The following is a 26,456-nucleotide window of genomic DNA, read 5'->3' on the forward strand; positions in this document are numbered from 1 at the left end:
CTAGCATGCGGGCAGGCGGATTGCCAAGGGATTAGCCGCGAAATGCCGCCATCCAGCCAAGCCCTTCGGCGGTGGTCGCGGCGCGCGGCCGATATTCGGCGCCAAAGGGCGCGCTGTACCCCGCCGCCGCCATCGCGGGCAAGAGCCAGGCGTAATTGATCTCGCCGCTATCCGGCTCACCGCGATCCGGCACAGCGGCAAATTGCACATGGCCGATGAGCGGGCGCAGCACCTGAAACCGGGTAAAAAGGTCGCCTTCCATGATCTGCAGGTGGTAGCAATCAAACATCAGCTTAAGATTTTCGCGGCCAAGATCGGTGATGATCCGCGCGGCGTGGTCCGTGCTTGAGAGGTGATAGCCCGGCACGTCGCGCCGATTGATAGGCTCGATCAGAATAGTGATCTCATGCGGCGCGGCGCGATCGCAGGCATAGGCCAGATTGGCGCGAAAGCTGGCCTCGGCCGCCTTACCGCCATCGGTAACTCCTGCCATGACATGCACGGCGCGCGCCTTGATTTGTGTTGCATATTCAATCGCTTGGTCAATCGCAACGCGGGCCTCATGCTCGCGACCGGCAAGGGCCGCAAGGCCAAAATCCCCCGCGGCGCGATTGCCCGGCCAGGTGTTGAGGCCAAGCATCGAAAGCCCGGTGTCGCGCAAGGCCTGCGCCACTTCGGCGGCGGGCGTGTCATAGGGAAAGTGACATTCGACCGCGTCAAACCCGGCTTTGCGGGCCGCGTGAATCGCCTCGGGCAAGGGCAGATCGGTGAACAGAAAGCCAAGGTTGGCGGAAAATTGCATCAGTCCCAGTCCAGCTTGAATTTATCCACGACCTGCGCGATTTGATCGCCGCGCAAGGGGCGTGCCCCGGTGCCGCGCAGCAAGAGCGCGAGTTTTGCGGTTTCTTCCAGCTCTTCCATGGCAAACACCGCCGCCTCAAGGTCTTTGGACGCCACCACAGGCCCGTGATTGGCGAGCAAAACCGCCGAGCGCCGCCCCCCAAGCCCGCGCAGCGCATCGGCCATGGCCGGATCACCCGGCACGAAGAACGGCAAAAGCGCCACCTTGCCCACCCGCATCACCGCATAGGCGGTGAGCGGCGGGATTGCATCCTCGGGGTCGGTCTCGGGCAGCATCGAGAGTGCGACGGAATGGGTCGAGTGCAGATGAACCACCGCGCCGGCATTGGTGCGGGTCTCGTAGAACGCCGAATGAAGCGGCATTTCCTTGGTCGGGGCAGGGCCGTCGATATGATTGCCCTGCGCGTCAAAGCGGCTGAGCGCGGCGGGATCAAGGCGGCCAAGGCTGACGCCGGTGGGCGTGACAAAAAGCCCGCCATCGGGCGTGCGCACCGAGATATTGCCCGAGGCCCCGCCGGTGAGGCCGCGATCAAACAGGGAGGCGGCCCAAAAGCACAGATCCTCGCGAAGTTTGCTGTCGCTCACGCTGTGCCCTCCATCATGGCGGCGGCCTTGGCAAAGAAGTCCGCTGCGCCGAAGTTACCGGATTTGAGGGCCAGAACAAGGCTGTCATTGGCGCGGATCATCGGCACGCCGGGATCAATCTCGGGGCCGATTTCAAACTCTGTCACGCCAAGCCCCGACACCACTGCGCCAGAGGTCTCGCCGCCGGCACTGATCAGGCGGGTCACGCCCTTGGCGGCGAGCGCGCGGGCAAGATCGGCAAACAGGGTTTCAATGGCCTCGGCCAGCGGCGCCGCACCGTGGCGGGCCTGCGCGGCGCTCACCGCATCCGGGTCAGCCGAGGAATAGATCAGCGGCACGCCGTCCTGGCCAAGTGCCCATGTGGCGAGAGTGTCGGCATCCACCTCGTCGCTGATCACCTCGTCGGCGGTGATTTCGCGGCTAGGGTGGCTGGCGGCATGCGCCGCGACCTGCGCGCGCGTCGCGCCAGAGCAAGAGCCGGACAGCGCGACCACAGGGCCGCCTTGGCCGCGCCATTCCCCGGCGCGCCCCGACAACAGCCCCTTGGCGCGGAAATTCTCGGGCAGTCCCATGGCGATGCCCGACCCGCCCGTGATCAGCACGTGATCAGCCGCCGCATGGCCAAGCGTGATCAGGTCCGCATCGGTGATCGCGTCGGTGACGATAAGGCGATGGCCCTTTGCCGCCTCGCCGCTGAGGGCCGCGCGCACGCGTCCGACCCCGCCCATCACGGCGGTGGCGGGGACATGGCCGACGGTGCCGCGGGTCTGATGCGCGAGCCAGCGGCGCAGATCCGGGTCGCGCATCGGGGTGAGCGGGTGATGTTGCATGCCGCTTTCGCTGAGCAAGTGATCACCGACAAACAAATGCCCCTGGTAGATCGAGCGCCCGGTGGCGGGAAAGGCCGGGCAGACGATGACCTCTGTTGCGCCAAGCGCATCGGCAAGCGCTTCGGCGACAGGGCCGATATTGCCCTCGGGCGTGGAATCAAAGGTCGAGCAGTATTTGAACAAAAACTGCGTACAGCCCTGATCGCGCAGCCATTTTAACGCGGCCAGCGATTGCGCCACGGCCTCGGCCGCCGGGATCGAACGGGATTTGAGCGCGACAATCCCGGCCTCGACATCGGGCGCGGCGGGCGCATCGGGCACGCCGACATATTGCACAGACCGCATGCCCGCCTTGGTCAGCGTGTTGCCAAGGTCCGACGAGCCGGTGAAATCATCGCCGATACAGCCCAAAAGCATCACGCATCCCCCGGCAGTTTGAGCCCGGCGCGCGCCGTGATATGGCGGGTGATCGCGGCATCATCCATCGCCCCCATGCCGGCGGCAGAGGCGGCGCGATATTGCCCGAGCGCGGCTTGTGTCAGGGGCAACTCAAGCCCGGACTCGCCAGCGATATCGGTGACAATCCCAAGATCCTTTGGCCAGATGTCGATGGTCGAGCGGGGCGTATAATCGGCCTCGATCACATGCGGGGCGCGGTTTTCAAACATCCATGAGGTTCCGGCCGAAACCCCGATCACATCAAGCACGCGGGCCAGATCAAGCCCCTGCGACGTGGCAAAGGCAAGCGCCTCGCCCATGGCGGCGATGTGCACGCCCGCGAGCAGTTGATTGACCGCCTTCATCGCCGATCCGGGGCCGGCCGTCTCGCCCAGACGGTGGAGGGTTTCGGCCATGGCCGCAAGTGCCGGTGCCGCGCCGTCAAAGGCCGCCTGCGTGCCAGAGGCCATGATCGAAAGCTTGCCCTCTGCCGCCTTGATCGCGCCGCCGGAAATCGGTGCATCAAGATAGGTCAGCCCGCGTTCATGGGCGATCTCTTGCATCTCAGCGGCGAAATCCGGCGCGACCGTGGCGCAGCTTATGATCGTGCCACCCGCCACAAGGCCGCTGGCCCAGCCGGCATCGCCAAACAGCGCCCCGCGGGTCTGATCGGCGTTCAGCACGACACAGACCAAGGCCTGCGCCGCCGGGCTTTCGCGCGTCAGCGCCGCGCCACCGGCGGCGCGAAACTCTGCAAGGCGGTCGGAATTGGTGTCAAAGCCGTAAACCTCGTGGCCCGCGCGCAACAGCGATTTGGCCATGCCAAGCCCCATAGAGCCGAGGCCAAGGATATGGATGATCTGCGTCGTCATGGTGTGATTCCCAGAATGGTTTGCATCGGCCAGAGGGTGATGGCGGGCACATAGGTGATGATCATCAGCGCGCCAAAGACGGTGAGCACGAACCACAAAAGCTGTGGGATGATTGCCTCGACCGGAAGCTTGGCCACCGCGCAGGCGGCAAAGAGGTTCACGCCAAGCGGCGGGGTGATCATGCCAAGGGCGAGATTGACCACGATGATCAGGCCAAAATGCACGGGATCAACGCCGTAGGCGACGGCAATCGGCGCAAGGATCGGCGCCAGAACAAGGATCGCCGCCGAGGTCTCGATGAACATCCCCACGATCAGCAACAGGACATTCACCGCCAGAAGAAAGGCGATCCGGCTTTCGAATACATCCTTGAACCAGGCGGCGATTTCATTGGGCAGGCCAGAGCGCGTGATCAAGAAGGAAAACAGCGCCGCCCCCGAAATGATCAGCATGATCGCCGAGGTCGAAATCACCGTTGCCTTCAGGATGTCTGGCAGATCGGCGAGCTTGAGCTCGCGGTAAAACGCCATGCCGACAAGGATCGCGGCGGCCACGGCGGCGGCACTTGCCTCGGTCGGGGTGAAGACGCCCGAATAGATGCCGCCGATGATCACGAAAGGCACCACAAGTGCCGGCAGGGCAGCGACAAAGGCGGTGCCAAGGCGCGGGCGATCGGCGCCGTCGGTCTTGCCGATGCCGCGCAGCCGACACAGGATCAGCACCAGCGCCATCAGCGAGCCGGCCACCAGAAACCCTGGCCCGATACCGGCCAGAAACAGCTGACCGATCGAGGTGTCGGTGGACACGCCATAAAGGATAAGCGGGATAGAGGGCGGAATTAACACGCCCAACTCGGCAGAGCTGGCCTGAACCGAGGCGGCCATCGGCGCCGGATAGCCGTGCTTGACCATCGCCGGAATAAGGATCGCGCCGATGGCAAAGGTGGTGGCGACCGACGAGCCGGACACGCTTGCAAACATCATGCAGGTCAGCACGCAAGAGGCCGCAAGCCCGCCCTGAATGCCGCCGACGATGGATTTTGCCAGCTCAACCAAGCGGTGCGAAATCCCGCCCGCCGACATCAGGTTGCCGGCCAGAATGAAAAGCGGAATCGCCATCAGAGGAAAGCTGTCGACCCCGGTGAACATGCGCTGCGCCACAAGCAGGAGGGGCAGGCGGCCCTGCACCTCGATCCCGATGATCGAGGCCAGACCAATCGCCACGGCAATCGGCACCCCAAGCAGGAAAAAGATCGCAACCGACAGGGCGAGGGCGGTATTCATGCCTTCACCTCGGTGAGCGGCTCAAGCCCGTCTTGCCAGGCCCGCAGCATGCAGGCCAGAACGGCGATGATGGTAAAGACCGAGCCCACCGGCAGCGCCGCATAGACCCAGGCGATCGAGATTTCCAAAGCCGCCAATTTCTGGCGCATGACTCGTTCGGTCATCGACCAGCCCTGCCAGAACAGGATCGAAAAGAAGATGACCGAAAGCGATGAGGCAAAGAGGTAGAGAGCGAGCCCAAGCCGGCGCGGCAACATGCGCTGAATGATCTCGACCGCGATCATCGAGCCATGGCGAAACGCCACCGCGACGCCGGTAAAGATCGACCAGATCATGGCCGAGCGGGTGATCACCTCGGACCATGTCGAGGGGTGGCCAAAGACAAAGCGGGTGGTGACCTGATAGAGCGCCAGCGAGGTGGCAATCACCAGAAACAGGATCGACAGACGCAGGGCGATGCCGGTGGTCAGATCCTCGAATTTCAGAAACAGGCCCATGCGGATCCCCAGTAAAGACAGAACCGGCGCAGAGTGGTCCGCGCCGGTCCATTCACTTTAAATACGTTACTTAACGGCCTGAATACGCTCAACCATTTCGGTGCCATATTGGTCGGTATAAACACTATAGGACGAGGCCGCCGCCAGCTCGGCAAAGGGGGCCTTGTCGATATCGGTGATCACCTCCATGCCGTTTTCACGCAGGAGCGCAACGCCGGCCTCTTCAAGGCGGTTCACCTCGGCGCGGGTCGCGGCGGCCGAGGCATCGGCGGCGGCCTGAAACCAGCCGCGCTGTTCGTCGCTCAGCCCATCAAGCAGGATCGGCGAGGCCAGCACGACGGCGGGCGAATAGACATGGCCGGTGAGCGAGACGTATTTCTGCACCTCCCAGAATTTCGAGGCGGTGATCACGGTCACTGGGTTTTCCTGACCGTCGACAACGCCCTGTTGCAAAGCGGTGAACAGCTCTGGAAAGGCCATCGGTGTGGGCGAGGCGCCCATGCCCTGGAACGCGGCCATATGGACCTTGTTTTCCATCGTGCGCAGCTTGAGCCCGTCAAGATCGGCCGGGGTGCGAACGGCGTGCTGTGAATTGGTCACGTGGCGAAAGCCGTTTTCCGACCAGGCAAGGCCGACAAGGTTGTTCTCACCGATCTTGTCGAGCAATTCCTGACCGATGTCGCCGTCAAGCGTGGTGCGGGCATGGGCGTAATCGCGAAACAGGAACGGCAGGTCGAGCGCATAGATTTCCGGCACGAAGTTGCCAAGCGGGCCGGTCGAGGTGATGACCACGTCAAGCGAGCCGATCTGAAGCCCCTCGATCATGTCACGCTCGCCGCCAAGCTGGCCCGCAGGGGCCTGTTCGCCGGTAAAGGCGCCGCCCGAAAGCTCGGTCAGGGTGTCGATGAAGGCCTGCGCTCCGACGCCGTAATGCGAGGCGGTCGACAGGGCATGGCCGACGACGATGTTTTGCTGGGCCTGGGCCGAGGTGGCCAGTGCGGCGGCGACGATGGCGCCGGTTAGGAAATGTTTCATTGGTATCCTCCCTGGAATTGACTGTGGTTAGCTCTGGCTCAGGCCCATGGCGGTCATGTGATCCTGAACAAGATTGGTAAAGGCGGCGTCGGGGGTAAAGCCAAGCGCGCGGGCGCGCGGCGTGATGATCTCGCCCGGCCAGCTATTGACGATGGCGGCAATGGTGGCGTCGGGGGCGGGCCTGACGCGGTCGGCAACCCGGTCGCCCGCAACCCGGCGCAGGGTTTCAAGCATCTCGCCCACGGTGACGGTAATGCCGGGCAGGGTGATGGTCGTTGTCTCGCCAAGCGCATTCTGGTCAAGGCCACAGGCGGCCAGCGTATACTCAAGCGCCTTGGCAGGCGAAGCAAGGTGCAGCCGCAGATCGCGCCCCACCGGCAAAGGCGCCTCTTGCCCGGCCAAAGGTTCGCGGATGATACCGCTGGCAAAGCTCGACGCGGCCTTGTTGGGCGCGCCGGGGCGCACGGAAATCGTTGGAAACCGAAGACTGCGGCCAAGGATAAACCCCTTGCGCGTGGCGTCGCGCACCAAGAGTTCGCCCATGAGCTTTTGCGTGCCATAGGACGAGCGCGGCGCAGGCAGGGTATCTTCGGAGATGGTGTCATTCGCAGCGCAGGAAAACACCGCCACGGAGGACGAAAAGACAAACACCGGCGGGCGCGCCATGCCTCGGCAGGCGTTGATAAGGTCGATGGTCGACTGCAGGTTCACCGCCATGCCAAGGTCGAAATCGGCCTCTGCCTGTCCCGAAACCACGGCGGCAAGGTGGATGACAAGTTCGGGCGAATCTTCGGTGATACGCGCCAATATCGCCGGATCAGAGAGCGCGCCGGGCAGGGCATGCACGCGGCGATGGCTGGCGGCAAGATCGGCGAGCGGCGCTTCGGCCATGTCGCAGGCAAGGATCGCCGAAATGCATCGCTCTTGCCCGTTCAGCACAAGCGTATCGCGCGCCGCAAGCGCGCCGACAACCATACGGCCAATGAATCCGGCAGCACCGGTGACGAGTATCCGCAAATGTCCATCCTCCCGAGCGGCAAGCTTGCACTCAATGACAGCGCTGTCAATAGGGTCGGTTCTATGCTGAAAAGTGATGACCACAAGCCAAAAATATGTGACAGCCCTGTCATTTTTACGCATGATGCCCCCACCATGGACGAAAACAACATCCCGAAAAACACAGCTTCAAACCGCCGCCCGACCCTGTCGCAGGTGGCCGCCGCCGCCGGCGTCAGCGAGATCACTGCAAGCCGCGCCATGCGCGGGGGCGGGCTTGTGGCCAAGGCCACGGCGGACCGGGTGCAGGCAGCCGCGCGAGAGCTTAACTATGTGCCCAACCGCCTTGCGGGCACGCTTGCGGGCGGGGCGTCGCGACAGGTGGGGGTGATCCTGCCGTCGCTGTCCAACAGCGTCTTTGCCGATGTGCTGAAAGGGCTTGAAGATCGCCTTGAGGAGGCCGGCTATCAACCGGTTCTGGGGATTTCGAACTATGATCCGACCCGCGAAGAGCGGCTGATCGAGAACCTCTTGTCGTGGCGTCCGGCCGGGATCGTGATCGCGCCTGCAGATATGACCGCAGCAAGCCGCGCCTTGCTTTTGCGCGCTGGATTGCCGGTGGTTGAAATCATGGATGTCGATGCCACCCCGACCGATATGGCGGTGGGAATCTCGCACCTTTCGGCAGGGCGCGCGATGGCGCATTACCTTGTGGGGCGGGGCTATGAACGCTTTGCCTATCTTGGCCATTCGATAGACAGCGACCTGCGCGCCCTGGCCCGTCTTGAGGGGTTTCGAGGCGCCCTTGGCGAGGTCGGCAGAGAGCTTGCACAGTGCCTGACGCTTGCGGGGCCGTCCTCTGTCAACCTTGGGCGCGAGGGGCTGGCGCGGCTTTTGGCCGAGGCCGAACAGCCGCCCGATCTGGTTTATTTCTCGAACGACGATATGGCCGTGGGCGGCATGTTTCACTGTATGGCGGCGGGGATTTCGGTGCCGGGTGATCTTGCCTTGGCGGGGTTCAACGGGCTTGAGATCGGTCAGGCGCTGCCGGTGCCGCTGACCACCACCGCCTCGAACCGCGCCGCCATCGGCACCGAGGCCGCGCGCCAGCTGTTGCAGCGCTTCAAGGGCGGCATGCCGGAAAAGATAAGCGATGTCGGCTTTCGCCTGATCCCCGGCCAGACGGCCTGAGACGGCTTAGGGCCTGGTCAAAAGCCACCGCTGAGTGTCATGATCATACCGCAGCATCCGCGCCGCCTTTTTCTGCGGACGGGTGCGCTTGACATACTGGCGATAAAGCAGCGCGTGCAGGCGCTCCAACAGGTTGGGGCGACGCCGCAGGGCGCGAATTTCGCGGCGATACCCACCGGGCGTCTGCTTCGAGAGCTGATCGGGCTCGACCGTGAACGATCCGATATGGGTGTCGATCACGTAAAGCTCTTGGTGGCGCGCGAGCGAACGCCAAAGGAAATAGTCGCCCGCCAGCTTGCACGTCGCCAGCTTTTCCAGATCGAAATGCGTATTCAGGCCGCTGCGCCAGAGCGTGCTTTCCTGCTGCAGGACGGTCAGACGCGTGCCGTACATGCCGCAATCGAAAAAGGAGCGTCGAAAAGGATGCGGCAGGCGGCAATTGATGATCTGCCCCTTTTCATTGCGCGTCACCTCGTGCCCGGTGACCCATTGAACCTCGGGGTAGCGCGACAAGACCTCGGTGATCACGGAAAACGCGTGGGGATCAAAGGTCTCTCCCGCGGGCAGATAGCCGGTGACGTCGCCCCCGGCGCGCGCAAGCCCCTTGGCAAGCGCGTCATACATGCCGCTGTCTTGTTCCGACAGGATGGTTATGCGCGGATCGTCAAAGCCGCGTACATGATCAAGCGTGTCATCGCTCGAGGCCCCGTCGACGACAATGCAACTCAGGCGCGCCTCACCTGTGGCAAGCGCTGTCTGGGACAGCAGGCTTTCGATGGTATGCGCGATTTTGGAACCGGCATTGAAAACCGGAATGATGATGGTGAACTCCATCAGCCTGCACCACCCGTTGAAATAGCGCCTGACGCCATCTGGCGAGCCCGGTCATGCATCTCGGCGGGTTCCTGCAATCTCGTTCAAAAGCAATGTGTTATACAGAGACGTTTCGCGCAGAACCCGGCGGGTGTGGGTCTTGGACATGGGCAGAAACATTGCAAAAAGTCGCGCCTCAAGGGCACGAATGGAAGAAGAGCCATAATGCCCCCGCCCAATCCGCGCCAATTCCGCCACGTGTTTGTTGACGAAAGCATTCTGCCTCAGGCTTGGATCGGCGGCCCCAAGCAGGCGGCGGAACTCCTGACCAGAGCGGATATACTGTTTCTTGTTCCAGCGTCCGTCATGGGCAAGGTGCCAGATCTTGATACCCGTTCCGGGCAGAAATTCGCAATTTTGCCAAAACAGCATCAGCGGCAGATAATGATCCCACCACGGCATGCCATAGATCAACTGGCCACAGTCGATATTCGCAAGCGCCTCGCGCCCGGCCCCAAGAAGGTCGATGCCACCGTCATAAGGCGCATCCGCCTTGGTGTTGTCGCCGTGGTAATCGCGGCGCCGCACGCCGATTGCCTGGGTCGGGCCAAGGTTGGCGAGGCGCTGTTTTGCGGTCTCGTCCATCTCAAGCTCGATATCGGCATTGATGATGAAAATCCGCTCGCTCTGCAATGACAGGGCGGCATTCAGAAGGTCGTTCATGAACACATGCGGGCGACCGGTGAATTCCGAGGCATCGCGCGTCACACGCACAACCCTGACGTCATGTTCTTTGATCAGCGGATGCAGCGCTTCTGTCTCGGCGTTGACGGTGACCGGCTCGAACCCGCAGGCGCGCCAGGATTTTATGCAGGCCGAAAGATGAGCATCACCGATTTCCTGACCCATCGCATCCTTGCGCGAAAAGAACGGCGGTATCGACGTGACAATCGGACAACCCATAGGTGGCTTCCTTAATCCCTAAATTTAGCCGAGGCTATGACATACTCTAACTTTGGCTTCAAGTTTGCGAGCGGCGCCGCTCAAAGCCCGAGATCCGCGCGCAGCCGCGCACGCGCGCGCGCCAGACGTGACATGACGGTGCCGGGTGCAAGCCCGGTGCGACGGGCCAGATCGGCGGGGCTGGTCTCGCCCGCAGCCACCATCCGCATAAGGCGCTCCTGATCGCGCGGCAGGCGCCTGATGGCGCAGAGTGTCTCGCTTAGCGCGCAGGCATCAAGGGCATTGGGCAGGGTCATTGTCTCGACCTCTGGTGCGCCAAGCGGGATCTGGTCACGGCGCAAGCTCTGACGGTGCTGATTGCGCAGCGCGGTCATGGCATAGGCGCGCAGATCGTCAATTTCGGCGCCCGCATCAAGCCTCACCCACAGCTTTAGCAACACCTCCTGGCAGAGATCCTGCGACCGGTCCGTTTCGCGGGTAAGACGACGGGCCACCCGCATCAGGTCGGGCATCAGGTCGGTCAGGGGGGCAGTCAGCGGGTCGGGCTGGGGCATCGCAACCTCTTGGGTGAGGCTCGAGTTTTGCGACTTTCCTTGCGCGCAATCAAATGGGCAGATTCCGCCGATGCCACTTGAAGGGCCTTTTTGGGCAAGGCTTCGCCGGTTCGCAAGCCTGTGATCGGCGGGGCCTCGCGCGTTCGGGCCTGTTGCCGCTATCGGCGGGACGCCCCGGCCATCTCGGGCGTCTTGGGGTGTAAGGTTCGCGGCTGTCGCGGCCTTTCAACCTGACCTTCTAAGGAGAACAGACATGATGAAATTCATCGTACTTGTGCTTGGACTTGGCGCGCTGGCAAATGCGGCGATCGCCATGGGCGAAGCCATGGCCGAGCTTGATGCGAACGGCGATGGCATGCTCAGCGTAAGCGAGGTGCAGGCCGCCTATCCCGACATCAGCGCCGAGACCTTTTCCGAGGTCGACACCAACAGCGACGGCGCGCTTGACGAAGCAGAGCTTATCGCGGGCCAGGAACAGGGCCTCTTGCCGGATATGTCGGTGAACTAAGCGTTTTCCGACATCCCCCCGATTGGTTGCGCAGTTTCCCCAGAGTGCGCAGCCGCTCAAGGGGGGGGCGGGCCGTGTCCTTAGGCGGGTGCGGCCCGTTGTACCATCCCGAAAAGATCGCGCGGATCATCGGGATCGGCCAAGAGATCAAGGTCGATGAAAAGATCGGTGCCGTTGATATTGTCACGCACATAGCGCAGGGCAGAAAAATCCTCGATGGCAAAGCCGACACTGTCAAACAGGGTGATCTGTTCGGGCGAGGTGCGCCCCTTGACTGTGCCGTTGATCACCTCCCACATCTGGGTGACGGGGTGATCGGCGTCGAGTTGCTGAATTTCGCCTTCAATCCGGGTTTGCTCGGGGTATTCCACAAAGATATCGGCGCGATGCAGGATCGCCGGGGCCAGTTCGGTCTTGCCGGGGCAATCGCCGCCGATGGCGTTGATATGCACGCCCGCGCCGACCATGTTGTCGGTCAGGATGGTGGCATATTGCTTGTCTGCGGTGCAGGTGGTGATGATCTGCGCGCCTTCCATGCTTTCCTCGGCGGATGTGCAGGCGACAACGTCAAGACCCAGCCCCGACAGGTTGCGCGCCGCCTTGGCGGTGGCGGCGGGATCGGTGTCATAAAGGCGCACGGTTTTGATGCCACAGATCGCCTTCATCGCCATGCTCTGAAATTCGGATTGCGCGCCATTGCCGATCATCGCCATGGTGTCGGCGCCCTTGGGGGCAAGATATTTCGCCACCATCGCCGAGGTGGCGGCCGTGCGAAGGGCGGTCAGAACTGTCATTTCCGACAGTAGCACCGGATAGCCATTGCCGACATTCGCCAAAAGCCCAAAGGCGGTCACGGTCTGCAAGCCATCGGCGGTGTTCTTGGGGTGGCCGTTGACGTACTTGAACCCGTAAACCTCGCCATCCGAGGTCGGCATAAGCTCGATCACACCCTCGGCGGAATGGCTGGCAACGCGGGGCGTTTTGTCAAACAGCTCCCAACGGCGGAAATCAGCCTCGATGTACTCGGCCAGCCCGCGCAGCATCGGTTCGATCCCGATGTGATGTACCAGCTTCATCATGTTGTCGACGGAAACAAACGGCACTAGGGCCTTTTCGGAGGGGGTCAGGGTGGTCATGCGGATACCTCTTGGGAATGTCGCCTGTGGCGAAATTGGATCAGGAAAAGGCGCGGGTTGGGCGGTCAAACACGCGGCGGCCAAGCGCCGAGGCGGCGAGATCGACCATCACCTGCGCTGTGCGCCCGCGATCATCGAGGAAGGGGTTGAGTTCGACCAGATCGAGCGAGGTCATCAACCCGCTGTCGCTTATCATTTCCATCACCAGATGGGCCTCGCGGATGGTGGCGCCGCCGGGCACGGTGGTGCCGACCGCCGGGGCAACGGAGGGATCAAGGAAATCGACATCAAGCGAGACATGCAACGCGCCATTTGCCGCCGCCACATCGTCAAGAAAGGCGGAAAGCGGCGCGGCGATGCCCTGCTCGTCGATCGCGCGCATGTCGTGATAGCGGATATCGCTTTGCTGAAGCGCCTCGCGTTCGGCCATATCGACCGAGCGCAGGCCCAGAATGCAGATGTTTTCCTGCGCCACCGGATGCCTGACCTCGGGAAAGCCATGAAAGCCCTCGCGCCCGGTCACATAGCCCAGGGGCGTGCCATGCAGGTTGCCCGAGGCGGTCGATTGCGGCGTGTGAAAATCGCTATGGGCATCAAGCCAGAGCACGAATTGCGGGCGCCCCGCCCTGGCGGCATGGGCGGCAACGCCCGCGACCGAGCCCAAGGACAGGCTGTGATCGCCACCAAGGAAGATCGGCAAGCCCTGCGCCATCGCCGCTTCGCCAGCCTCGATCAGGGTGGCGGTCCAGCCTGCGGTTTCGATCGCGGCAAAGACATGCGGCGGCATATCGGGGTGAAGCTCAGCCGGGGCATGGGTGAGATTGCCCATGTCCCTGACGTCATGGCCCAGACCCGACAGCGCCTCGGCAAGGCCGGCGGTGCGATAGGCATCCGGGCCCATAAGGCAACCGCGACGATTTTTGCCGCTATCAACCGGCGCGCCGACCAGAATACAGGTTTTTGTGGTCATGATCTCTTTCCTTTTCGGGGTTGTATGCAAGTTGGTGTCAATTTGGGTTGATTTACAGCCGCTATTTTGCGCTAATCGGGTGAAGTTTTCACAAAACGAAAGAAGTAACTGACGAAATGGACGATATTGATCGCAAATTGATTTCGGCGCTGCGCCATGATGCGCGGGCCTCTCTTTCGGATCTGGCGCTTGGGCTTGGGGTGTCGCGCACCACGGTGCGCGGGCGGATTGACCGGCTGCGTCAGCGCGGCGAGATCGTCGGCTTTAGCGTGGTCTTGCGCGGCGACACGGCGCGCGATCCGGTGCGCGGGCTGATGATGCTTGGCATCGAGGGGCGCGGCGCGGATCGGATCATCCGCCAACTCAACGGGCTAAGTGCTGTGCGCGCGACCCATACCACCAACGGGCGTTGGGATGTGATCGTCGAGATCGGCACGCCGACGCTGGAAGAGCTTGATCAGGTCTTGGGCCAAATCCGCCGGTTCGACGGGATTGCCCATTCCGAAACCAGCCTTTTGCTCAACACCCGAAAATCGGGGCGTTAACCGCGCCGCCAGGCCAGGAACCAGACAGCGGCCAGCCCGAGCGACACAATCGCGTTCCAGCTTGCCATCGACAGGGTGAACATCTCCCATGGCACCTCGTCACAGCGCACAAGCGGGGCGGCCATGATCTGGGCCAGAAGGTCGTCGGTTGAAAGGCTCGTCGCGTCGCCTGCGGTGCAGGTGGTCGGGCCTTGCCAAAAGCCGCGCTCGACCCCGGTGTGATAGAACCCGATGCCCGCCGTGGCGAGAGCCGCAAGCATGCCGCCAAAAGCCATGACGCGGGGGACGAAAAACATCGCCAGCACGCCAAATCCGATGGCAATCACATGCGGCCAACGTTGCCAGAGACAAAGCTTGCAAGGCGCCATGTCGCCCAGATGCTGAAACGCGAGCGCCCCAAGCATCATCGCCGCCGAGCCACCCGCAGCCAGCAGGATCAGGTTTCTTTGCGTCACAAAGGTCATAGGTGCTTCACCAGGTAAAAGCCGGCAAACAGCAGGACCACAAAGACGATGGTCAGAATGCCAAGGCGTCGTTCGATGAAATCCCGGATCGGCGCGCCGAATTTCCGCAAGAGTGCCGCCAGGATAAAGAACCGCAAGCCGCGTGCAAGGATCGAGGTGGCGATAAAGGTGGCCAGCGGCATGCCTGTGACCCCCGACATGATGGTGATCACCTTATAGGGAAACGGCGTGACCCCGGCGGTCAGAACGGCCCAAAAGCCGAAATCGTTGAAGCGGGTGCGAAACGCTTCCATCGCATCGCCTTTGCCGAGCGCCTCAAGGATCGGCTGGCCGAGTTCCTGATAGGCAAGCGCGCCGATGGCATAGCCCAAAAGCCCGCCGGTGACCGAGGCCACAAGAGCCACACCGGCAATCAGCCAGGCACGAGACGGGCGCGCAAGGATCATAGGAATGATCAGAACATCGGGTGGAATCGGAAAGACCGAGCTTTCGATGAAAGACACAGCCGCAAGCACCCAAAGGGCGTGGCGATGATCCGCCATCCGGAGAGTCCAGTCATAAAGGCGCTTCATCATCGCGACGTTCTTTCCCTTGGTTGACCGCGAGACAGCACGCAGCGCCGGTGGGGTCAAGGGCTGCGCGGTCGCAGGGCGTAAAAACGGTGCAAAAAACCCGGTTTGGGCACTGGACGCGGGGCGCGGCCTTCGCTAGAGATTTGCCCGTGCCCAAGTGGCGGAATGGTAGACGCAGGGGATTCAAAATCCCCCGCTGGTAACAGCGTGCGAGTTCGAGTCTCGCCTTGGGCACCACATTTCGCGAAAAAGTGATGATGACCCGCATTCGCCCTCTGCGAATCATGCCCTCATTCGGGCTTTCGCCGGGCTATTGTTTCCAAACGGCAAACGATTGCAGTCGAAATTAACGATTGGTTAGTAAATAGCGTAGCTGCCGTTAACGATGTGGCGGAAATGTGGCGCAACTTTGCCCAACATACGGGCGTTTCAATGCCTGAAACAATTACACGTTAAAGGTGTGCGTTAACCTTTTGATTACCTGAAAATCGATAAAAACCAGCCATATCAGCGGAAATTTGCCGCTATTTCAGGAAACAATAGCTGTTTTGCCATCATGTATCCTACCCCAAAAGACCTGGGATTACCTTGATTTAGGCCACCATTCTGACGCGTTTCGGACAAATTTCCCTTTGGAGTTCCTTTGCCATTGGGTAAAACAAAGTCAGCCCAACTGGGGGGCGATGTCTGTAGGTCGTGGGGGCGACCGCACAATTTTACGCATCATTCGATGCGGCAAGAGGTGCGTTCGCGGAGTTATTGATAACAACGCATGAATGGCACGAGGTGTGGGTTGAATTCCCGTACCTGGCATTGTCGATCTTTGGCAATCTCCCTCTTGTATTTAGTTGTGCAGGTCGCCGTGCGCCAACACATCGTCGGCAATGGGAAAGTGATTTAACCGCCCGGTCACACTTGGGTCCGCGCGTCATAGGAGAAGAACATGCCGATTAATAAAGTGGAAGGCGACAACGCCGCGAATCCTATTGATCTTGGGTACACTGCCGATGCTGAAGGCGATCAAATCGACAACAATGACGCGGCAGATCTCTCCAATGACGACGTGGTCGACGGCTTTGGCGGCGACGACACGATTTCGTCCGAAGACGGCAATGACACCGTCTATGCCGGCTCTGGCAACGACAGCGTTGACGGCGGCATCGGCAATGACGTGATTTTTGGCGACAGCAACAGCCCCGATGCGGGCGGGCGTGAAAGCTTTGAGTGGGATCTTGCACCCGATCCCAATGATGCGGCCCCGATCGAAAGCGGCGATCCGATCTCGGGTTTCACCCAGAACACCGGCACCGTCGATGTAACCTTCTCTCAACTCGCGGCCACGGGCCCGAGCACCACCGACTTTGCGGCCAATCCGCAGACCGTCGATGGCATTGATACCGATGGCGCGCCCGCCGATCCCAACAGCTCGCTCGCGACTGACCTTGGCAGCGAAGGCACATTCACCGATCTCAAGCTTGAGTTCTCGGAAGGCGTCGAGAATATTTCGTTCCGGATCAATGACGTGGACGGTAATGAAAATATCCGGGTCTATGCGTTTGACGAATTCGACAACCTTGTCCCGGTCACCCTGACCGGCGGGGCCGCGATCCTGACCAACAGCGCGACACAAGTCGAAGGCACCGGCGCGAGCGCGACCCTGGGCGATGACAGCGCCGACAATTCGGTTCTGGTTGATATTGCGGGTCCGGCCGTGTCGCTGGTGATCCGCTATGAGGTCACCGGCCCGGATGCGGACGGCATCAACGTCACCGACGTTTATTTTGACGCGCCCGGCGGCGCCATCGACACCGGCGCGCCCGGCGATGACACCCTTTTGGGCGGTGACGGCGACGACAGCCTGTTTGGCGAAGAGGGCGACGATGTTCTCACCGGCGGCGCAGGCGCCGACTCGATCGAAGGCGGCGATGATCAGGACCTGATCATCGGCGGCACCGCAGGCGACGTGGCCGATGGCGGCAGCACCGGGGTGGACAATGACACGCTTGACCTGAGCGACTCTGGCCCGCTTCGGGTTGCCGAGGAAGCCACCGATCCGGATGGCAATTCGACCTCTGGGCGGATTGAATTCCTTGACGGCGACGGCGCAGTGACCGGCAAAATGACCTTCCGCGAGATCGAGAACCTGATCTTGCCGGAGAACAACGCGCCGGTGACGGGTGATGATACCGCGACCACCGATGAGGATACCTCGGTCGATATCCCGGTTCTGGCCAATGACAGCGATCCCGATGGCGATCTGCTGACGGTGACCGATGCGACGGCGCCGAATGGCACGGTTGTGATCAACCCCGACAACACCCTGACCTATACGCCCAACCCCGATTACAACGGGCCGGACGAGATCACCTATACGGTCGACGACGGCAATGGCGGCACGGCGACGGGCACTGTTGCGGTCACCGTGACCCCGGTCAACGACGCGCCGGTGGCGGGGGATGATGCGGTTCCGACCGACTTTGAGACCGCAATCGACATTCCCGTTCTGGGCAATGACACCGACGTGGATGGTGACACCCTGCGCGTCGATAGCGTTGGCCCGGCCAGCAATGGCACCACCGCGATCAACCCGGATGGCACCCTGGCCTATACGCCGGACGCGGGCTTTAGCGGCACCGACACGTTCGATTATACCGTGACCGATGACAACGGCGGCACCGATACCGCCACCGTGACAGTTACAGTGGCCGATGCCCCGCCGCCGACACGCGACGGGATCGTTGACGGCACGGCGGGTGATGATCTGATCGACACCGCCTATGCGGGCGATCCGGATGGTGACTTTGTCGATGCGGGCGATGCCATTCTGCCCGGCGCGGCACCGGATGATGACAGCATTCGTGCTGGCGACGGCGATGACACGATCCTGGCGGGTCTTGGCGACGATCAGGTCGACGCAGGCGACGGCAGCGATAGCGTGTTCGGCGGTGTCGGCGATGACCTGATCGACACAAGCGCCCCGCTGAGCAGCGCACCGCTTCCCGATCTCGGCTTTCCGCCTGTGGTTCCGGTTGATGGCGACCCCGAGAACGACCGCGACTTTGTCTCGGGCGGCGATGGCAATGACACCATCACCACCGGCGACGATGCCGACACCATCACAGGTGGTGCGGGCGACGACCTGATTGACGGCGGGATTGATGCCGATGTGATTGATGGTGACGATGGCAACGACACAATCGTCGGCAGCGAAGGCTCGGATACGATCCGCGCCGGCGAGGGCGATGACCTGGTCTATGGCGGGCTTGACCCAAGATTCCCGGACGAGCTTAACATCCCCGATGCCATCGATCCGGTGACCAACAACGGTCAGGACCTGATCTTTGGTGAGGACGGTAATGACACGATCTTTGGCCAGGATGATGATGACACCATCTTTGGTGGCAGCGGCGACGATGTGATCGACGGCGGCATCGACGATGATGTGATCGATGGCAACGACGGCAACGACGACCTGTCTGGTGGCGACGGCGATGACTCGGTGCGCGGTCAGGCCGGGGCTGACACGCTTGACGGTGGCCTTGGCGATGACACGCTGGCCGGCGGCGCGGACGATGACATCCTGTCGGGTGGTGCTGGCGACGACTCGCTACGCGGTCAGGGCGGTAATGACACGCTTGACGGCGGCGAGGGCAGTGACGTGCTGGCCGGTGGCGCAGGCGACGACACCATTTTCGGCGGTGCCGGCGATGACGACATCCGTGGTCAGGGGGGCAACAACCTGATCGCAGGCGATGGCGGCGACGACATTATCGGTGGCGGCTTGGGTGACGACACGGTCACCGGCGGCGATGGCAATGACCTAATCATCGGCCAGACCGGCGATGACCTTCTCAGCGGCGACGCAGGCGATGACACGATCGAAGGCGGCAATGGCGACGACACCATCTTGGGGGGCGAGGGCGCCGATCTTCTGCTGGGGCGCGCCGATTCGGATGTCTTCCGTGACGTCGGCGCAGGTGAAACGGTCGATGGTGGCACAGGCACCACCGCCGACGGCGTGGATTTCGATACGCTTGATCTCACGGGCGCGGGAGCCTTCCGCGTGGTTGACGAGACCGTCGATCCCGACGGCGACTCGACCAGCGGCACGGTCGAGTTCCTTGACGGCGCCGGTGCTGTTACCGGTACGCTTCAGTTCCGCGAGATCGAGAACCTGATCCCCTGTTTCACCCCCGGCACGGTGATTGCGACGCCGCGTGGTGAAAAGCTTGTCGAAGAGTTGCAGGTTGGTGATCGCATCATCACCCGCGACAATGGCCTTCAGGAAATCCGCTGGATCGGGCATCGCGCGCTTGGCGGTCAGGAGTTGATCAAGTCACCGCACCTCAAGCCGGTTTTGATCCGGGCAGGGGCGCTTGGTCAGGGTCTTCCGGAACGTGACATGCTGGTAAGCCCGCAGCACCGCATCCTGCTCAACAACGAACGTGCGGCGCTTTACTTTGAAGAGCGCGAAGTTCTGGCGGCAGCAAAACACCTGACCGGTCTTGACGGTGTCGATACCGTGGAAAGCAGCGGAACGACCTATATTCACTTCATGTTCGATCAACACGAAGTGGTTCTGTCGAACGGTGCCTGGACCGAAAGCTTCCAGCCTGGTGAACAGGTTCTGGATGGCATGGGCAGCGCGCAGCGCGATGAAATCTACGACCTGTTCCCGGAACTGCGCGATGTCAAAGGCCTTGAGGCCTATCAGTCGGCGCGTCGCTCTCTCAAGCGGCACGAAGCACAGTTGTTGGTGAAGTAAGTCATCCGGTTTGCAGCCGGCCTGCCAATCCCCTTTGGGGGCGGGTTGGCCAGAAATCGGTTGCGGGGGCTGACCCGGTTTCAAACTCGTGAGCAATCCCGGTCATTGCTCGGGATTGTTTCCGTTTCGGCGATAATTAAATCGGAGTTACCGCCGTCCGGCGCGCCAAGCGGCCCAGGCCTCGGGCGTGTCAAGATCCGTCGTGGCATGTGCATCGGGCAGGGTGATCTGCATCACCGGCTCTGATCGCAGGAGCGCGCGCGCGCCCTGATCGCCATTTAGACGTTTGAGCGCGGGAAATAGGCCAGCGGGAAAAATCACCGGATGACCGGCGGTACCATCGCTATTCGTAGCCCGGTAAATATTTTTGAAATCAAACGCCTGAAGCATGATCTTAAGGTCACTCACCTCAAGATCGGGCATGTCGGCCAGCACCACCATCACGCCTGTGGCGCGGCGAGACTCGGCCCATGCGGCGCCTGTTCGGATTGAGGCGGCGATGCCCTCGGCGGCCTCGGGCACCTCTTGCACGTGAAGCCGCTGATCGGTGATCCCGGCAAGTGCCGCGCGCCGCTCCGGGCGATTGGGTGGCAGGGTCACAAGCACGTCACAGCGGCTTTGCAACGCCATCAATACCTGTCGGCGCAGCAATGGCACCCCATCGACCAGTTCCAAAAGCTTGTCACGCGGCGCCATGCGCGAGGACTCACCGGCGGCGGGAATGAGCAACACGATATCGGTGGGCATCTCATGTCCTTTCGCGACCTAGCGGATCAGGTTCATCCGGACCTTTAGTCCGCGGCGCGCCTCTTGCGGCAAATGCCGGTTGAGATAGCGGTTGATCAGGCCAAAAAAGGTAATCACCGCAAGCGTCAGGATGACGAAAAAGCCCGCGAGGATCGGGTAGGGCACGAAGGGGTTGAAGGTCTTGTCGGCGAAATACTTGGCGTAATAGAGCGCATCACCGCGCTGTTGCCAGACCGGAAAGCCGGAAAAGAACACCAGCGTGGTGGCGTGAAACAGAAAGATCGCCTCGTTGGTATAGGCAGGCCAGGCCAGCCGCAGCATGGTCGGCCAGATGATCCGGCGAAACCGCGCCATGCCGCTAAAGCCATAGGCATCGGCCGCCTCGACATCGCCCTTGGGGATCGAGCGCAGCGCGCCATAGAAAATCTCGCCGGAATAGGCGGCGGTGTTGAGAAACAGCACGATTAGAGCGCCCAGAAAGGCCGAGGTCAGCACGTTGAACATCGGGCTGAGCGTCTTGAGCGAGAGGAACAGGAAATAGGCGAAAAAGAACTGGATAAACAACGGCGAGCCGCGGAATACGAAAATGAACCACTCGGAAGGTTTGCGCAAAAGCGGGTTGGGCGAGGCCTTGCCAAGCGCCACCGCGGTGGCCAGCACAAAGCCGGTCAAAAGCGCGAGCGCGCCGAAATAGACGTTCCAGATCATCCCCGACCCGATCAGCGTCACCTGCTCGCAAAGCGTAAAATCCTCGCGCGGCAAGAGGCGCTCGCCGATGCCGATGCTGCGCAGGGCGTAGTCCTGAATGGTCTGCAAACAGCTCATGCTGCGGCCTTTCTCTGGGCTTCGCCGCCTGTGGTCGCCTGCCCATGGCTGAGCTTGATCATCAGCTTTTCAAGGAACACCTCGGAAACCCGTGTAAAGCCGAGATAAAACACCAGCAGCCCAAGGAAATACCACATCCGCCAGTCGCCATGCGGGTATTCGGTAAAGCGCGGATTGACGGTTCCGCCAAGTTCGCGCGCCCAATAGACGATATCCTCGACCCCAAGCAGGAACAGCAGAGGCGTCGCCTTGATCAGCACCATCCAGAGGTTGCTAAGGCCGGGCAGGGCATAGACCCACATCTGCGGCACGAGAATGCGCCAAAAGCTTTGGCGCCGCGTCATGCCATAGGCCTCGGCGGTTTCCATCTGCGCGCGCGGCACTGCGCGCATGGCACCGAATAGAACATTGGCCGCAAAAGCGCCAAACACGATGGCAAAGGTCAGAACAGCAAGGAAAAAACCATAGGTTTCATGGACCCATTGCGGCGCGCTTCCCAGCGGAAGCTTGGCCGCCTGACAGACCACGAAATCATTGCCTTGTCGGATCGGTTGGTCCCAGTCGGGACAGAGCACCTGATGGCGCATCCATTCGAAACCCTGATCAAGGGCAATCACGAAAAACAGGAAAAACGCGATGTCGGGCACGCCGCGCACCACCGAAATATAGGATTTGCCAAACCAGCGGATCGGCAACAGATGCGAACGCGCGGCCATCGCCCCGCCAAAGCCAAAGGCAAGCGCCGCCGGCGCGGTAATTGCGAGCAATAACAGAACCGTCGCCACCGCATAATAAAGCTGCATGTGCTTGGTCGTCGTCAGATAACACGACAGCCAGTTCACCCCATCAAGGGCGGCCGGATCAGAGCAGAATGAAAACATTGCATCTGGCCTTATCGGGAAAGGGCGGGGCCGCCGTGGCCCCGCCGGAGGCGTTTATCAGAACGTGACGCCGATTTCCCATTTGTCGATCAGGGCGTTCAGGCTGCCGTCGTCTTTCATCGACTGGATCGCGCCATCAAGCGTGGCTTTCAGCTCGGCGTCGCTTTCGCGCAGACCAAGACCGACACCGCCACCGATAAGCTCCATCTGTTCGAGCAACTCAAGCGCGGCATCGTCATCGGCGATCGGCGCAAGGAAGGCGCGATCGGCCAGAACCGCGTCGGCCTCGCCATTTCGCACGGCCGCGACGGTTTCTTCGGGGGTGGCATATTCCACCAGGGTGGCGCCGCTTTCGGCCACGAAAGAGGCCTGGATCGTGCCGGTCTGGGCGGCGATCACGCCGGTTTTCACGTCAACACCGGCCGAGGCCGCAAGATAGGCGGACGGATCGGGCAGGGTATAGTTTTGTGTGAAATCAATGACTTCGTCGCGCTCGTCGGTGATCGACATGCCCGCGATGATGACGTCATAGTTGCCCGACACGAGGTTGGGGATGATGCTATCCCAATCGTTGGTGACCCATTCGCAAGTCAGCGAGGCGCGCTTGCAAAGTTCATCGCCAAGCTCGCGCTCAAAGCCGTCAACCTCGCCTTTGTCATTGATGAAGTTATACGGAGGATAGGCGCCCTCGGTGCCAAGACGGACGGTATCGGCCATCGCGAAACCGGTGGTCAGCGCCAGAGCGGCGGTGGTCAGCATTAGTTTTTTCATGTGAGTTCTCCCTTGGTTGGTGTGTTGCCTCAACCCGGATTTGTCGAGCTGAGGAATTGTTGCAGGCGCTCGGATTTCGGAGCGCCGAAAAGCGTTTCAGGCGGGCCTTGTTCTTCGATCAGGCCTTGGTGCAGAAACACCACGTGGTCGCTGACATCAGCGGCCATTTTCATGTCATGGGTGACGATCATCATGGTGCGGCCTTCGTTGGCCAGATCGCGAATGACGCGGATCACCTCTTGTTCAAGCTCGGGGTCAAGCGCACTTGTGGGTTCGTCAAACAACAGCGCCTCGGGCTCCATGCAGAGGGCGCGGGCAATCGCGGCGCGTTGTTGCTGGCCACCGGACAATTGCGCGGGAAAGACATCGCATTTGTCGCCGATCCCGACCTTGTCGAGATGCTTGCGCGCGGTCGCCTCGACCTGGGCGCGATCCCGGCCAAGAACGGTAATCGGGGCCTCCATCACGTTCTGCAGGATGGTCATATGCGCCCAGAGGTTGAACTGTTGAAACACCATCGAAAGATTGGTGCGAATGCGCAAAACCTGCGCCGCATCGGCGGGGTGACGGCCAAGGCCTTCGCCGCGCCATGTCACCGGCTCGCCCTTGAACAGGATCTCGCCCTGCTGGCTGTCTTCCAGAAGGTTGGCACAGCGCAGGACCGTCGACTTGCCCGAGCCGGAAGAGCCGATAAGCGAGACCACATCGCCCTTGCGCGCGGTGATCGAGACGCCCTTGATCACCTCAAGCGCGCCATAGGCCTTGTGCAGGTTTCGGATTTCAAGGACCGGGGTCGCATCTGACAAGGTAGGGTTCCGTTTCGCTTGGGTCTTATGTTCGTGTGTTAATAGGGCCGAAAAAATGCACCGATGCAACGTGCAAAACGGTTGATTTCACCGCTTGAGTGCCAGAATGACGGGGTTCATGCACAATTTGGCGGCGGTGGAGGTGGGTTGGGTTGGCCAAGATAGGTCTCTGCGGCAATCCGGGTCACGCCGATTATCCCGAGGGTTGCGCGGTCGTCCTGCGATAGCCCGGAGATCGCCGATTGCAGCGCGGCAAAGATCGGCGCGCGGTCGCGTCCAAGCGCGGTGATGTAGGGCAGGGTCGGGGTTGGATCGCTGCGTGCCAGAACCCTGAGGGTGGCGGCAAAGGGATCATGGCGCTGCATCATCTTCCAGCTGAGCGCATCAAGTGCTGCGATGTCGGCGCGGTTTTCGGCCACGGCACGGGCAGACGCGCGATGTGCGCCGCTCTGCACGGGGTTGGAAAAGGTAAAGCCATGGGCGGCGGCATAGGTCTGGGGGGTGGCCCAGCCCGATTGCGACAGCGCCTCGTTATAGGCAAAGCGCGCCTCGCCAAAGTCGCGCGGCCCGGCGCGCGGATCATCGGCGCGGGCGACAAACACGGAATAATACTGCCCCGGCGGGCAATCGGGCAGATCAAGCACCGGCGTGCCGACAAGCGTCACCTTGCCATGCAGGCGCGCGCGATAGGGATAGCCACAGGTCTGCGACACGATAAGGTCGGGGCTTTGCCAGTGATCCCAGGGATCGCCGCCGCGGGTCAGTTGATCCGGGCCATAGCCCAGATGCGTGCGCACCGCTTGCCAGAGCCGGTCATTGGCCGCGACCGTCTCGGGGCGGTCATACATCGGCAGGCTTGCGATCATGCGGGCGGCGTCATCCTTTGACGCGCCATCGCGCTATCGCGGTCTGTGACCCCCAAAAGGTTCGAGACCAGACGCAAAAGCGCGTCCTCGTCGGCCTCACGTACACCATCGGCAAGAACGACCTGCCAAAGCGCCTCGATCACGCCAAGGCGGTCCTCATAGGGCACCGCATCCTTGATCGCGCGGGTAAAGCGCACGGTATCGGGGGCCTCGGCCTCAAGATATTCGGCCTGCTGGCGCAGGTCCTCGGCCTCGGGTTTCGAGAGGCCATAGCGCGCGGCAATGATCCGGGTGATGCGAATGATTTCATCGGCGGAGTAATCGCCATCGCTGCGCGCGACGCGCACCAAAAGGGCCGACAGGGCGAGCCGAGCATCCGCAACGGCCAGAGGTTCCGGGGCTGGTTGCACCAGCTTTTTGAGAAATTCACCAAACATGCCCTAGGTATAGGGCGCAAGGACAGCCGGGCCAATGGTAATTTAGCTATTTTCGGCCAAGGCGCGCGCGGTGTCGCTATCGGCATGGCTCAGGCCCATGGCCTCGCGGGCGACGTCAAGCACCTGCAGCTCTTCGGGCTGGCTTGCGCCGTCCGACAACACCACTTCCCAGAGGGCCTCAAGCGCGTTGACGCGGGTCTCGATGCTGACGGTTTCGCGGATCAGATGGGCAAAGCGCTCGGTATCGGGCGCGGCATGTTCCAGCTTTTCACAGGTGGCGCGCATCTTGGCCGCCTCGATCGGCTTGAGCCCGTAAAGCCGCGCCAAAAGCCGGTCGATCCGCTTGATTTCCGCCACCTCGTAGTGATGGTCAGACTTGGCCACGCGCACCATGAGGGCGCCAAGCGCAAGCTTTTCATCCGGCTCGGGAAGAGGAACGGGTTTGGGGGCAGAAAAGGCCTTCAGAATCCTGTTTATCATGGTCTCAGATTAGCCCCGAATCCAACGGCCCCCAAGGAAATTCTAGGCAGGGCCAACAGGAAATTTCCTGGAAAACGAACCGATCGTTCCCAAAGCCCCAAAGGCGTCACAATTGCTCCAAAGAAAACGCGCTTTGTCCGGCCAATTTGCATGCACTTGATTTTATTACAGACGGAGCGCTTTATGCCCACGCCCGAATCTTTCGACTGGTCGGCGACCACCGAGGTTGATCACCTGACACAGGCGCGCACGCTTTCGGCGGACGATCTGCGCGATATGGTCAAGAGTTATGACTGGGCGCATTACCCGGATGTTGTTCTGGGCTGGGCGATGGCGCAAAAGGGGATTGATCTCTGCTCGGCCATGTCCGCATTTTTCAACGGCGAGCCGGAACGCTTTAATTACATGCCCAAAGGCCATGTGCCCGAGACCCATCGTGGCGCCGCGCGGGTGCTCGACAATATCTGTTTGCGCATCAACAGCGGGTTCTATCTTGTCTATCCCGGACATGCCCCCAAATACCGTGACAAGCTCATGAAATGGCTGGAGTATCAAAGCAGCGACCGCGCCGAAGGGCGCCGCGGTCGCTGGATTCTGGATGAACGTATTCTTGAGCCGATGCTAAAGGACGCGCTACGCTTTGATCGCTCGACCGAGGCCGACCGCTATCAAAAGCCAAGCCTCTGGCGCGATCTGCTGAGTCCGATTCTGTCACTCGGGGTTGACCGTCGGCTATTGAAACACAAACCACCGCGCGGCTGAGCG

28 protein-coding genes and 1 tRNA gene are annotated in these 26,456 nt (G+C 61.6%); 6 read left to right on the forward strand and 23 right to left on the reverse strand.

Annotated features, from left to right (window positions below; translation table 11 throughout):
- Positions 1–31: 31 nt before the first annotated feature.
- The 8 genes from ROG8370_RS00335 to denD all read right to left on the reverse strand — a co-directional run bounded on the left by ROG8370_RS00335 (position 32) and on the right by denD (position 7,418).
- Positions 32–802 carry a hydroxypyruvate isomerase family protein gene (locus ROG8370_RS00335; protein ID WP_085825101.1) on the reverse strand — a complete coding sequence of 257 codons (771 nt, stop codon included), beginning with the start codon at positions 800–802 and terminating at the stop codon, positions 32–34.
- Positions 802–1,446 carry a 3-oxo-tetronate 4-phosphate decarboxylase gene (gene otnC / locus ROG8370_RS00340; RefSeq protein ID WP_085825102.1) on the reverse strand — a complete coding sequence of 215 codons (645 nt, stop codon included), beginning with the start codon at positions 1,444–1,446 and terminating at the stop codon, positions 802–804. Before otnC ends, ROG8370_RS00335 begins: the two co-directional genes overlap by 1 nt.
- Positions 1,443–2,693, reverse strand: a complete 1,251-nt coding sequence (otnK, locus tag ROG8370_RS00345) for a 3-oxo-tetronate kinase (protein WP_085825262.1) — start codon at positions 2,691–2,693, stop codon at positions 1,443–1,445. Before otnK ends, otnC begins: the two co-directional genes overlap by 4 nt.
- On the reverse strand, positions 2,693–3,586 hold the full coding sequence (gene ltnD / locus ROG8370_RS00350) for an L-threonate dehydrogenase (RefSeq protein WP_085825103.1): 894 nt from the start codon (positions 3,584–3,586) through the stop codon (positions 2,693–2,695). Before ltnD ends, otnK begins: the two co-directional genes overlap by 1 nt.
- Entirely contained in the window at positions 3,583–4,869 is a 1,287-nt protein-coding gene (locus ROG8370_RS00355) for a TRAP transporter large permease (protein WP_085825104.1), read from the reverse strand. The genes ltnD and ROG8370_RS00355 overlap by 4 nt, the downstream gene beginning before the upstream one ends.
- Entirely contained in the window at positions 4,866–5,366 is a 501-nt protein-coding gene (locus tag ROG8370_RS00360; RefSeq protein WP_085825105.1) for a TRAP transporter small permease, read from the reverse strand. Before ROG8370_RS00360 ends, ROG8370_RS00355 begins: the two co-directional genes overlap by 4 nt.
- A gap of 66 nt (positions 5,367–5,432) precedes the next feature.
- Positions 5,433–6,401, reverse strand: coding sequence for a TRAP transporter substrate-binding protein (locus ROG8370_RS00365; RefSeq protein ID WP_085825106.1), 969 nt, complete (start codon positions 6,399–6,401; stop codon positions 5,433–5,435).
- Between the two features lie 27 nt (positions 6,402–6,428).
- Entirely contained in the window at positions 6,429–7,418 is a 990-nt protein-coding gene (denD, locus tag ROG8370_RS00370) for a D-erythronate dehydrogenase (RefSeq protein WP_085825263.1), read from the reverse strand.
- 135 nt (positions 7,419–7,553) lie between these two features.
- Between denD and ROG8370_RS00375 the strand changes: the two genes are divergently transcribed.
- On the forward strand, positions 7,554–8,588 hold the full coding sequence (locus ROG8370_RS00375) for a LacI family DNA-binding transcriptional regulator (RefSeq protein WP_085825107.1): 1,035 nt from the start codon (positions 7,554–7,556) through the stop codon (positions 8,586–8,588).
- Between the two features lie 6 nt (positions 8,589–8,594).
- Here ROG8370_RS00375 and ROG8370_RS00380 read toward each other — a convergent pair whose 3' ends face one another.
- From ROG8370_RS00380 to ROG8370_RS00390, 3 genes are all read right to left on the reverse strand, one after another.
- Positions 8,595–9,422, reverse strand: a complete 828-nt coding sequence (locus tag ROG8370_RS00380; RefSeq protein WP_085825108.1) for a glycosyltransferase — start codon at positions 9,420–9,422, stop codon at positions 8,595–8,597.
- Positions 9,423–9,473: 51 nt separating this feature from the next.
- The gene (locus tag ROG8370_RS00385; protein WP_085825109.1) at positions 9,474–10,364 is read right to left on the reverse strand and encodes a hypothetical protein; all 891 of its coding nucleotides are present in this window, start codon (positions 10,362–10,364) and stop codon (positions 9,474–9,476) included.
- A gap of 80 nt (positions 10,365–10,444) precedes the next feature.
- On the reverse strand, positions 10,445–10,918 hold the full coding sequence (locus ROG8370_RS00390) for an RNA polymerase sigma factor (RefSeq protein ID WP_085825110.1): 474 nt from the start codon (positions 10,916–10,918) through the stop codon (positions 10,445–10,447).
- Positions 10,919–11,171: 253 nt separating this feature from the next.
- On the opposite strand from ROG8370_RS00390, the gene ROG8370_RS00395 reads away from it, so the two are divergent.
- On the forward strand, positions 11,172–11,426 hold the full coding sequence (locus ROG8370_RS00395) for an EF-hand domain-containing protein (RefSeq protein WP_085825111.1): 255 nt from the start codon (positions 11,172–11,174) through the stop codon (positions 11,424–11,426).
- 80 nt (positions 11,427–11,506) lie between these two features.
- On the opposite strand, the gene ocd is transcribed toward ROG8370_RS00395, so the two are convergent.
- Both ocd and rocF read right to left on the reverse strand, forming a co-directional pair.
- Complete coding sequence (gene ocd, locus ROG8370_RS00400; RefSeq protein WP_085825112.1) at positions 11,507–12,562, reverse strand: ornithine cyclodeaminase; 1,056 nt, start codon at positions 12,560–12,562, stop codon at positions 11,507–11,509.
- Positions 12,563–12,602: 40 nt separating this feature from the next.
- On the reverse strand, positions 12,603–13,532 hold the full coding sequence (gene rocF / locus ROG8370_RS00405) for an arginase (RefSeq protein WP_085825113.1): 930 nt from the start codon (positions 13,530–13,532) through the stop codon (positions 12,603–12,605).
- 116 nt (positions 13,533–13,648) lie between these two features.
- Here rocF and ROG8370_RS00410 point away from each other — a divergent pair, with 116 nt between their 5' ends.
- A complete protein-coding gene (locus tag ROG8370_RS00410) occupies positions 13,649–14,077 on the forward strand; it encodes an Lrp/AsnC family transcriptional regulator (RefSeq protein WP_085825114.1) in 429 nt (142 codons plus the stop codon).
- On the opposite strand, the gene ROG8370_RS00415 is transcribed toward ROG8370_RS00410, so the two are convergent.
- On the reverse strand, positions 14,074–14,541 hold the full coding sequence (locus tag ROG8370_RS00415; protein WP_085825115.1) for a disulfide bond formation protein B: 468 nt from the start codon (positions 14,539–14,541) through the stop codon (positions 14,074–14,076). The genes ROG8370_RS00410 and ROG8370_RS00415 overlap by 4 nt on opposite strands.
- Positions 14,538–15,116 (reverse strand): YqaA family protein, encoded by a 579-nt coding sequence (locus ROG8370_RS00420; protein WP_085825264.1) that lies wholly within the window; start codon positions 15,114–15,116, stop codon positions 14,538–14,540. Before ROG8370_RS00420 ends, ROG8370_RS00415 begins: the two co-directional genes overlap by 4 nt.
- 148 nt (positions 15,117–15,264) lie before the next feature.
- Between ROG8370_RS00420 and ROG8370_RS00425 the strand changes: the two genes are divergently transcribed.
- Together ROG8370_RS00425 and ROG8370_RS00430 are read left to right on the forward strand one after the other, a co-directional pair.
- A tRNA-Leu gene (locus tag ROG8370_RS00425) sits at positions 15,265–15,350 on the forward strand.
- Positions 15,351–16,056: 706 nt separating this feature from the next.
- Positions 16,057–19,878, forward strand: a complete 3,822-nt coding sequence (locus ROG8370_RS00430; protein WP_139838001.1) for a Hint domain-containing protein — start codon at positions 16,057–16,059, stop codon at positions 19,876–19,878.
- 147 nt (positions 19,879–20,025) lie between these two features.
- On the opposite strand, the gene ROG8370_RS00435 is transcribed toward ROG8370_RS00430, so the two are convergent.
- The 8 genes from ROG8370_RS00435 to ROG8370_RS00470 all read right to left on the reverse strand — a co-directional run bounded on the left by ROG8370_RS00435 (position 20,026) and on the right by ROG8370_RS00470 (position 25,691).
- A complete protein-coding gene (locus tag ROG8370_RS00435) occupies positions 20,026–20,625 on the reverse strand; it encodes a nucleotidyltransferase family protein (RefSeq protein ID WP_085825116.1) in 600 nt (199 codons plus the stop codon).
- 18 nt (positions 20,626–20,643) lie between these two features.
- Complete coding sequence (locus ROG8370_RS00440) at positions 20,644–21,450, reverse strand: ABC transporter permease (protein WP_085825117.1); 807 nt, start codon at positions 21,448–21,450, stop codon at positions 20,644–20,646.
- Positions 21,447–22,331: an ABC transporter permease gene (locus tag ROG8370_RS00445; RefSeq protein WP_085825118.1), complete on the reverse strand. Its 885-nt coding sequence runs from the start codon at positions 22,329–22,331 to the stop codon at positions 21,447–21,449. Before ROG8370_RS00445 ends, ROG8370_RS00440 begins: the two co-directional genes overlap by 4 nt.
- A 57-nt stretch (positions 22,332–22,388) precedes the next feature.
- Positions 22,389–23,102, reverse strand: coding sequence for a transporter substrate-binding domain-containing protein (locus tag ROG8370_RS00450; RefSeq protein WP_085825119.1), 714 nt, complete (start codon positions 23,100–23,102; stop codon positions 22,389–22,391).
- 29 nt (positions 23,103–23,131) lie between these two features.
- Complete coding sequence (locus ROG8370_RS00455; RefSeq protein ID WP_085825120.1) at positions 23,132–23,908, reverse strand: ABC transporter ATP-binding protein; 777 nt, start codon at positions 23,906–23,908, stop codon at positions 23,132–23,134.
- Between the two features lie 116 nt (positions 23,909–24,024).
- Positions 24,025–24,774 carry a phosphate/phosphite/phosphonate ABC transporter substrate-binding protein gene (locus tag ROG8370_RS00460; RefSeq protein WP_085825121.1) on the reverse strand — a complete coding sequence of 250 codons (750 nt, stop codon included), beginning with the start codon at positions 24,772–24,774 and terminating at the stop codon, positions 24,025–24,027.
- Positions 24,771–25,211, reverse strand: a complete 441-nt coding sequence (locus ROG8370_RS00465; RefSeq protein WP_085825122.1) for a tellurite resistance TerB family protein — start codon at positions 25,209–25,211, stop codon at positions 24,771–24,773. The genes ROG8370_RS00460 and ROG8370_RS00465 overlap by 4 nt, the downstream gene beginning before the upstream one ends.
- Before the next feature lie 42 nt (positions 25,212–25,253).
- Entirely contained in the window at positions 25,254–25,691 is a 438-nt protein-coding gene (locus tag ROG8370_RS00470; RefSeq protein WP_085825123.1) for a tellurite resistance TerB family protein, read from the reverse strand.
- 183 nt (positions 25,692–25,874) lie between these two features.
- On the opposite strand from ROG8370_RS00470, the gene ROG8370_RS00475 reads away from it, so the two are divergent.
- Positions 25,875–26,453 (forward strand): hypothetical protein, encoded by a 579-nt coding sequence (locus ROG8370_RS00475; protein ID WP_085825124.1) that lies wholly within the window; start codon positions 25,875–25,877, stop codon positions 26,451–26,453.
- The last annotated feature ends 3 nt before the right edge of the window (positions 26,454–26,456 follow it).

Origin of the sequence: Roseovarius gaetbuli (assembly GCF_900172365.1) — a bacterium.
Classification (GTDB): domain Bacteria; phylum Pseudomonadota; class Alphaproteobacteria; order Rhodobacterales; family Rhodobacteraceae; genus Roseovarius; species Roseovarius gaetbuli.

Coding starts and splice junctions, on each gene's coding strand:
- ROG8370_RS00395 (WP_085825111.1), top strand. CDS start 11,172: ATGATGAAATTCATCGTACTTGTGCTTGGACTTGGCGCGCTGGCAAAT.
- ROG8370_RS00475 (WP_085825124.1), top strand. CDS start 25,875: ATGCCCACGCCCGAATCTTTCGACTGGTCGGCGACCACCGAGGTTGAT.
- ROG8370_RS00460 (WP_085825121.1), bottom strand. CDS start 24,774: ATGATCGCAAGCCTGCCGATGTATGACCGCCCCGAGACGGTCGCGGCC.
- otnK (WP_085825262.1), bottom strand. CDS start 2,693: ATGCTTTTGGGCTGTATCGGCGATGATTTCACCGGCTCGTCGGACCTT.
- ltnD (WP_085825103.1), bottom strand. CDS start 3,586: ATGACGACGCAGATCATCCATATCCTTGGCCTCGGCTCTATGGGGCTT.
- ROG8370_RS00410 (WP_085825114.1), top strand. CDS start 13,649: ATGGACGATATTGATCGCAAATTGATTTCGGCGCTGCGCCATGATGCG.
- ROG8370_RS00465 (WP_085825122.1), bottom strand. CDS start 25,211: ATGTTTGGTGAATTTCTCAAAAAGCTGGTGCAACCAGCCCCGGAACCT.
- ROG8370_RS00420 (WP_085825264.1), bottom strand. CDS start 15,116: ATGATGAAGCGCCTTTATGACTGGACTCTCCGGATGGCGGATCATCGC.
- ROG8370_RS00385 (WP_085825109.1), bottom strand. CDS start 10,364: ATGGGTTGTCCGATTGTCACGTCGATACCGCCGTTCTTTTCGCGCAAG.
- ROG8370_RS00450 (WP_085825119.1), bottom strand. CDS start 23,102: ATGAAAAAACTAATGCTGACCACCGCCGCTCTGGCGCTGACCACCGGT.
- ROG8370_RS00440 (WP_085825117.1), bottom strand. CDS start 21,450: ATGAGCTGTTTGCAGACCATTCAGGACTACGCCCTGCGCAGCATCGGC.
- ROG8370_RS00365 (WP_085825106.1), bottom strand. CDS start 6,401: ATGAAACATTTCCTAACCGGCGCCATCGTCGCCGCCGCACTGGCCACC.
- ROG8370_RS00470 (WP_085825123.1), bottom strand. CDS start 25,691: ATGATAAACAGGATTCTGAAGGCCTTTTCTGCCCCCAAACCCGTTCCT.
- ROG8370_RS00415 (WP_085825115.1), bottom strand. CDS start 14,541: ATGACCTTTGTGACGCAAAGAAACCTGATCCTGCTGGCTGCGGGTGGC.
- ROG8370_RS00430 (WP_139838001.1), top strand. CDS start 16,057: ATGCCGATTAATAAAGTGGAAGGCGACAACGCCGCGAATCCTATTGAT.
- ROG8370_RS00445 (WP_085825118.1), bottom strand. CDS start 22,331: ATGTTTTCATTCTGCTCTGATCCGGCCGCCCTTGATGGGGTGAACTGG.
- ROG8370_RS00380 (WP_085825108.1), bottom strand. CDS start 9,422: ATGGAGTTCACCATCATCATTCCGGTTTTCAATGCCGGTTCCAAAATC.
- ROG8370_RS00355 (WP_085825104.1), bottom strand. CDS start 4,869: ATGAATACCGCCCTCGCCCTGTCGGTTGCGATCTTTTTCCTGCTTGGG.
- ROG8370_RS00360 (WP_085825105.1), bottom strand. CDS start 5,366: ATGGGCCTGTTTCTGAAATTCGAGGATCTGACCACCGGCATCGCCCTG.
- ROG8370_RS00335 (WP_085825101.1), bottom strand. CDS start 802: ATGCAATTTTCCGCCAACCTTGGCTTTCTGTTCACCGATCTGCCCTTG.
- ROG8370_RS00435 (WP_085825116.1), bottom strand. CDS start 20,625: ATGCCCACCGATATCGTGTTGCTCATTCCCGCCGCCGGTGAGTCCTCG.
- ROG8370_RS00375 (WP_085825107.1), top strand. CDS start 7,554: ATGGACGAAAACAACATCCCGAAAAACACAGCTTCAAACCGCCGCCCG.
- ocd (WP_085825112.1), bottom strand. CDS start 12,562: ATGACCACCCTGACCCCCTCCGAAAAGGCCCTAGTGCCGTTTGTTTCC.
- rocF (WP_085825113.1), bottom strand. CDS start 13,532: ATGACCACAAAAACCTGTATTCTGGTCGGCGCGCCGGTTGATAGCGGC.
- ROG8370_RS00390 (WP_085825110.1), bottom strand. CDS start 10,918: ATGCCCCAGCCCGACCCGCTGACTGCCCCCCTGACCGACCTGATGCCC.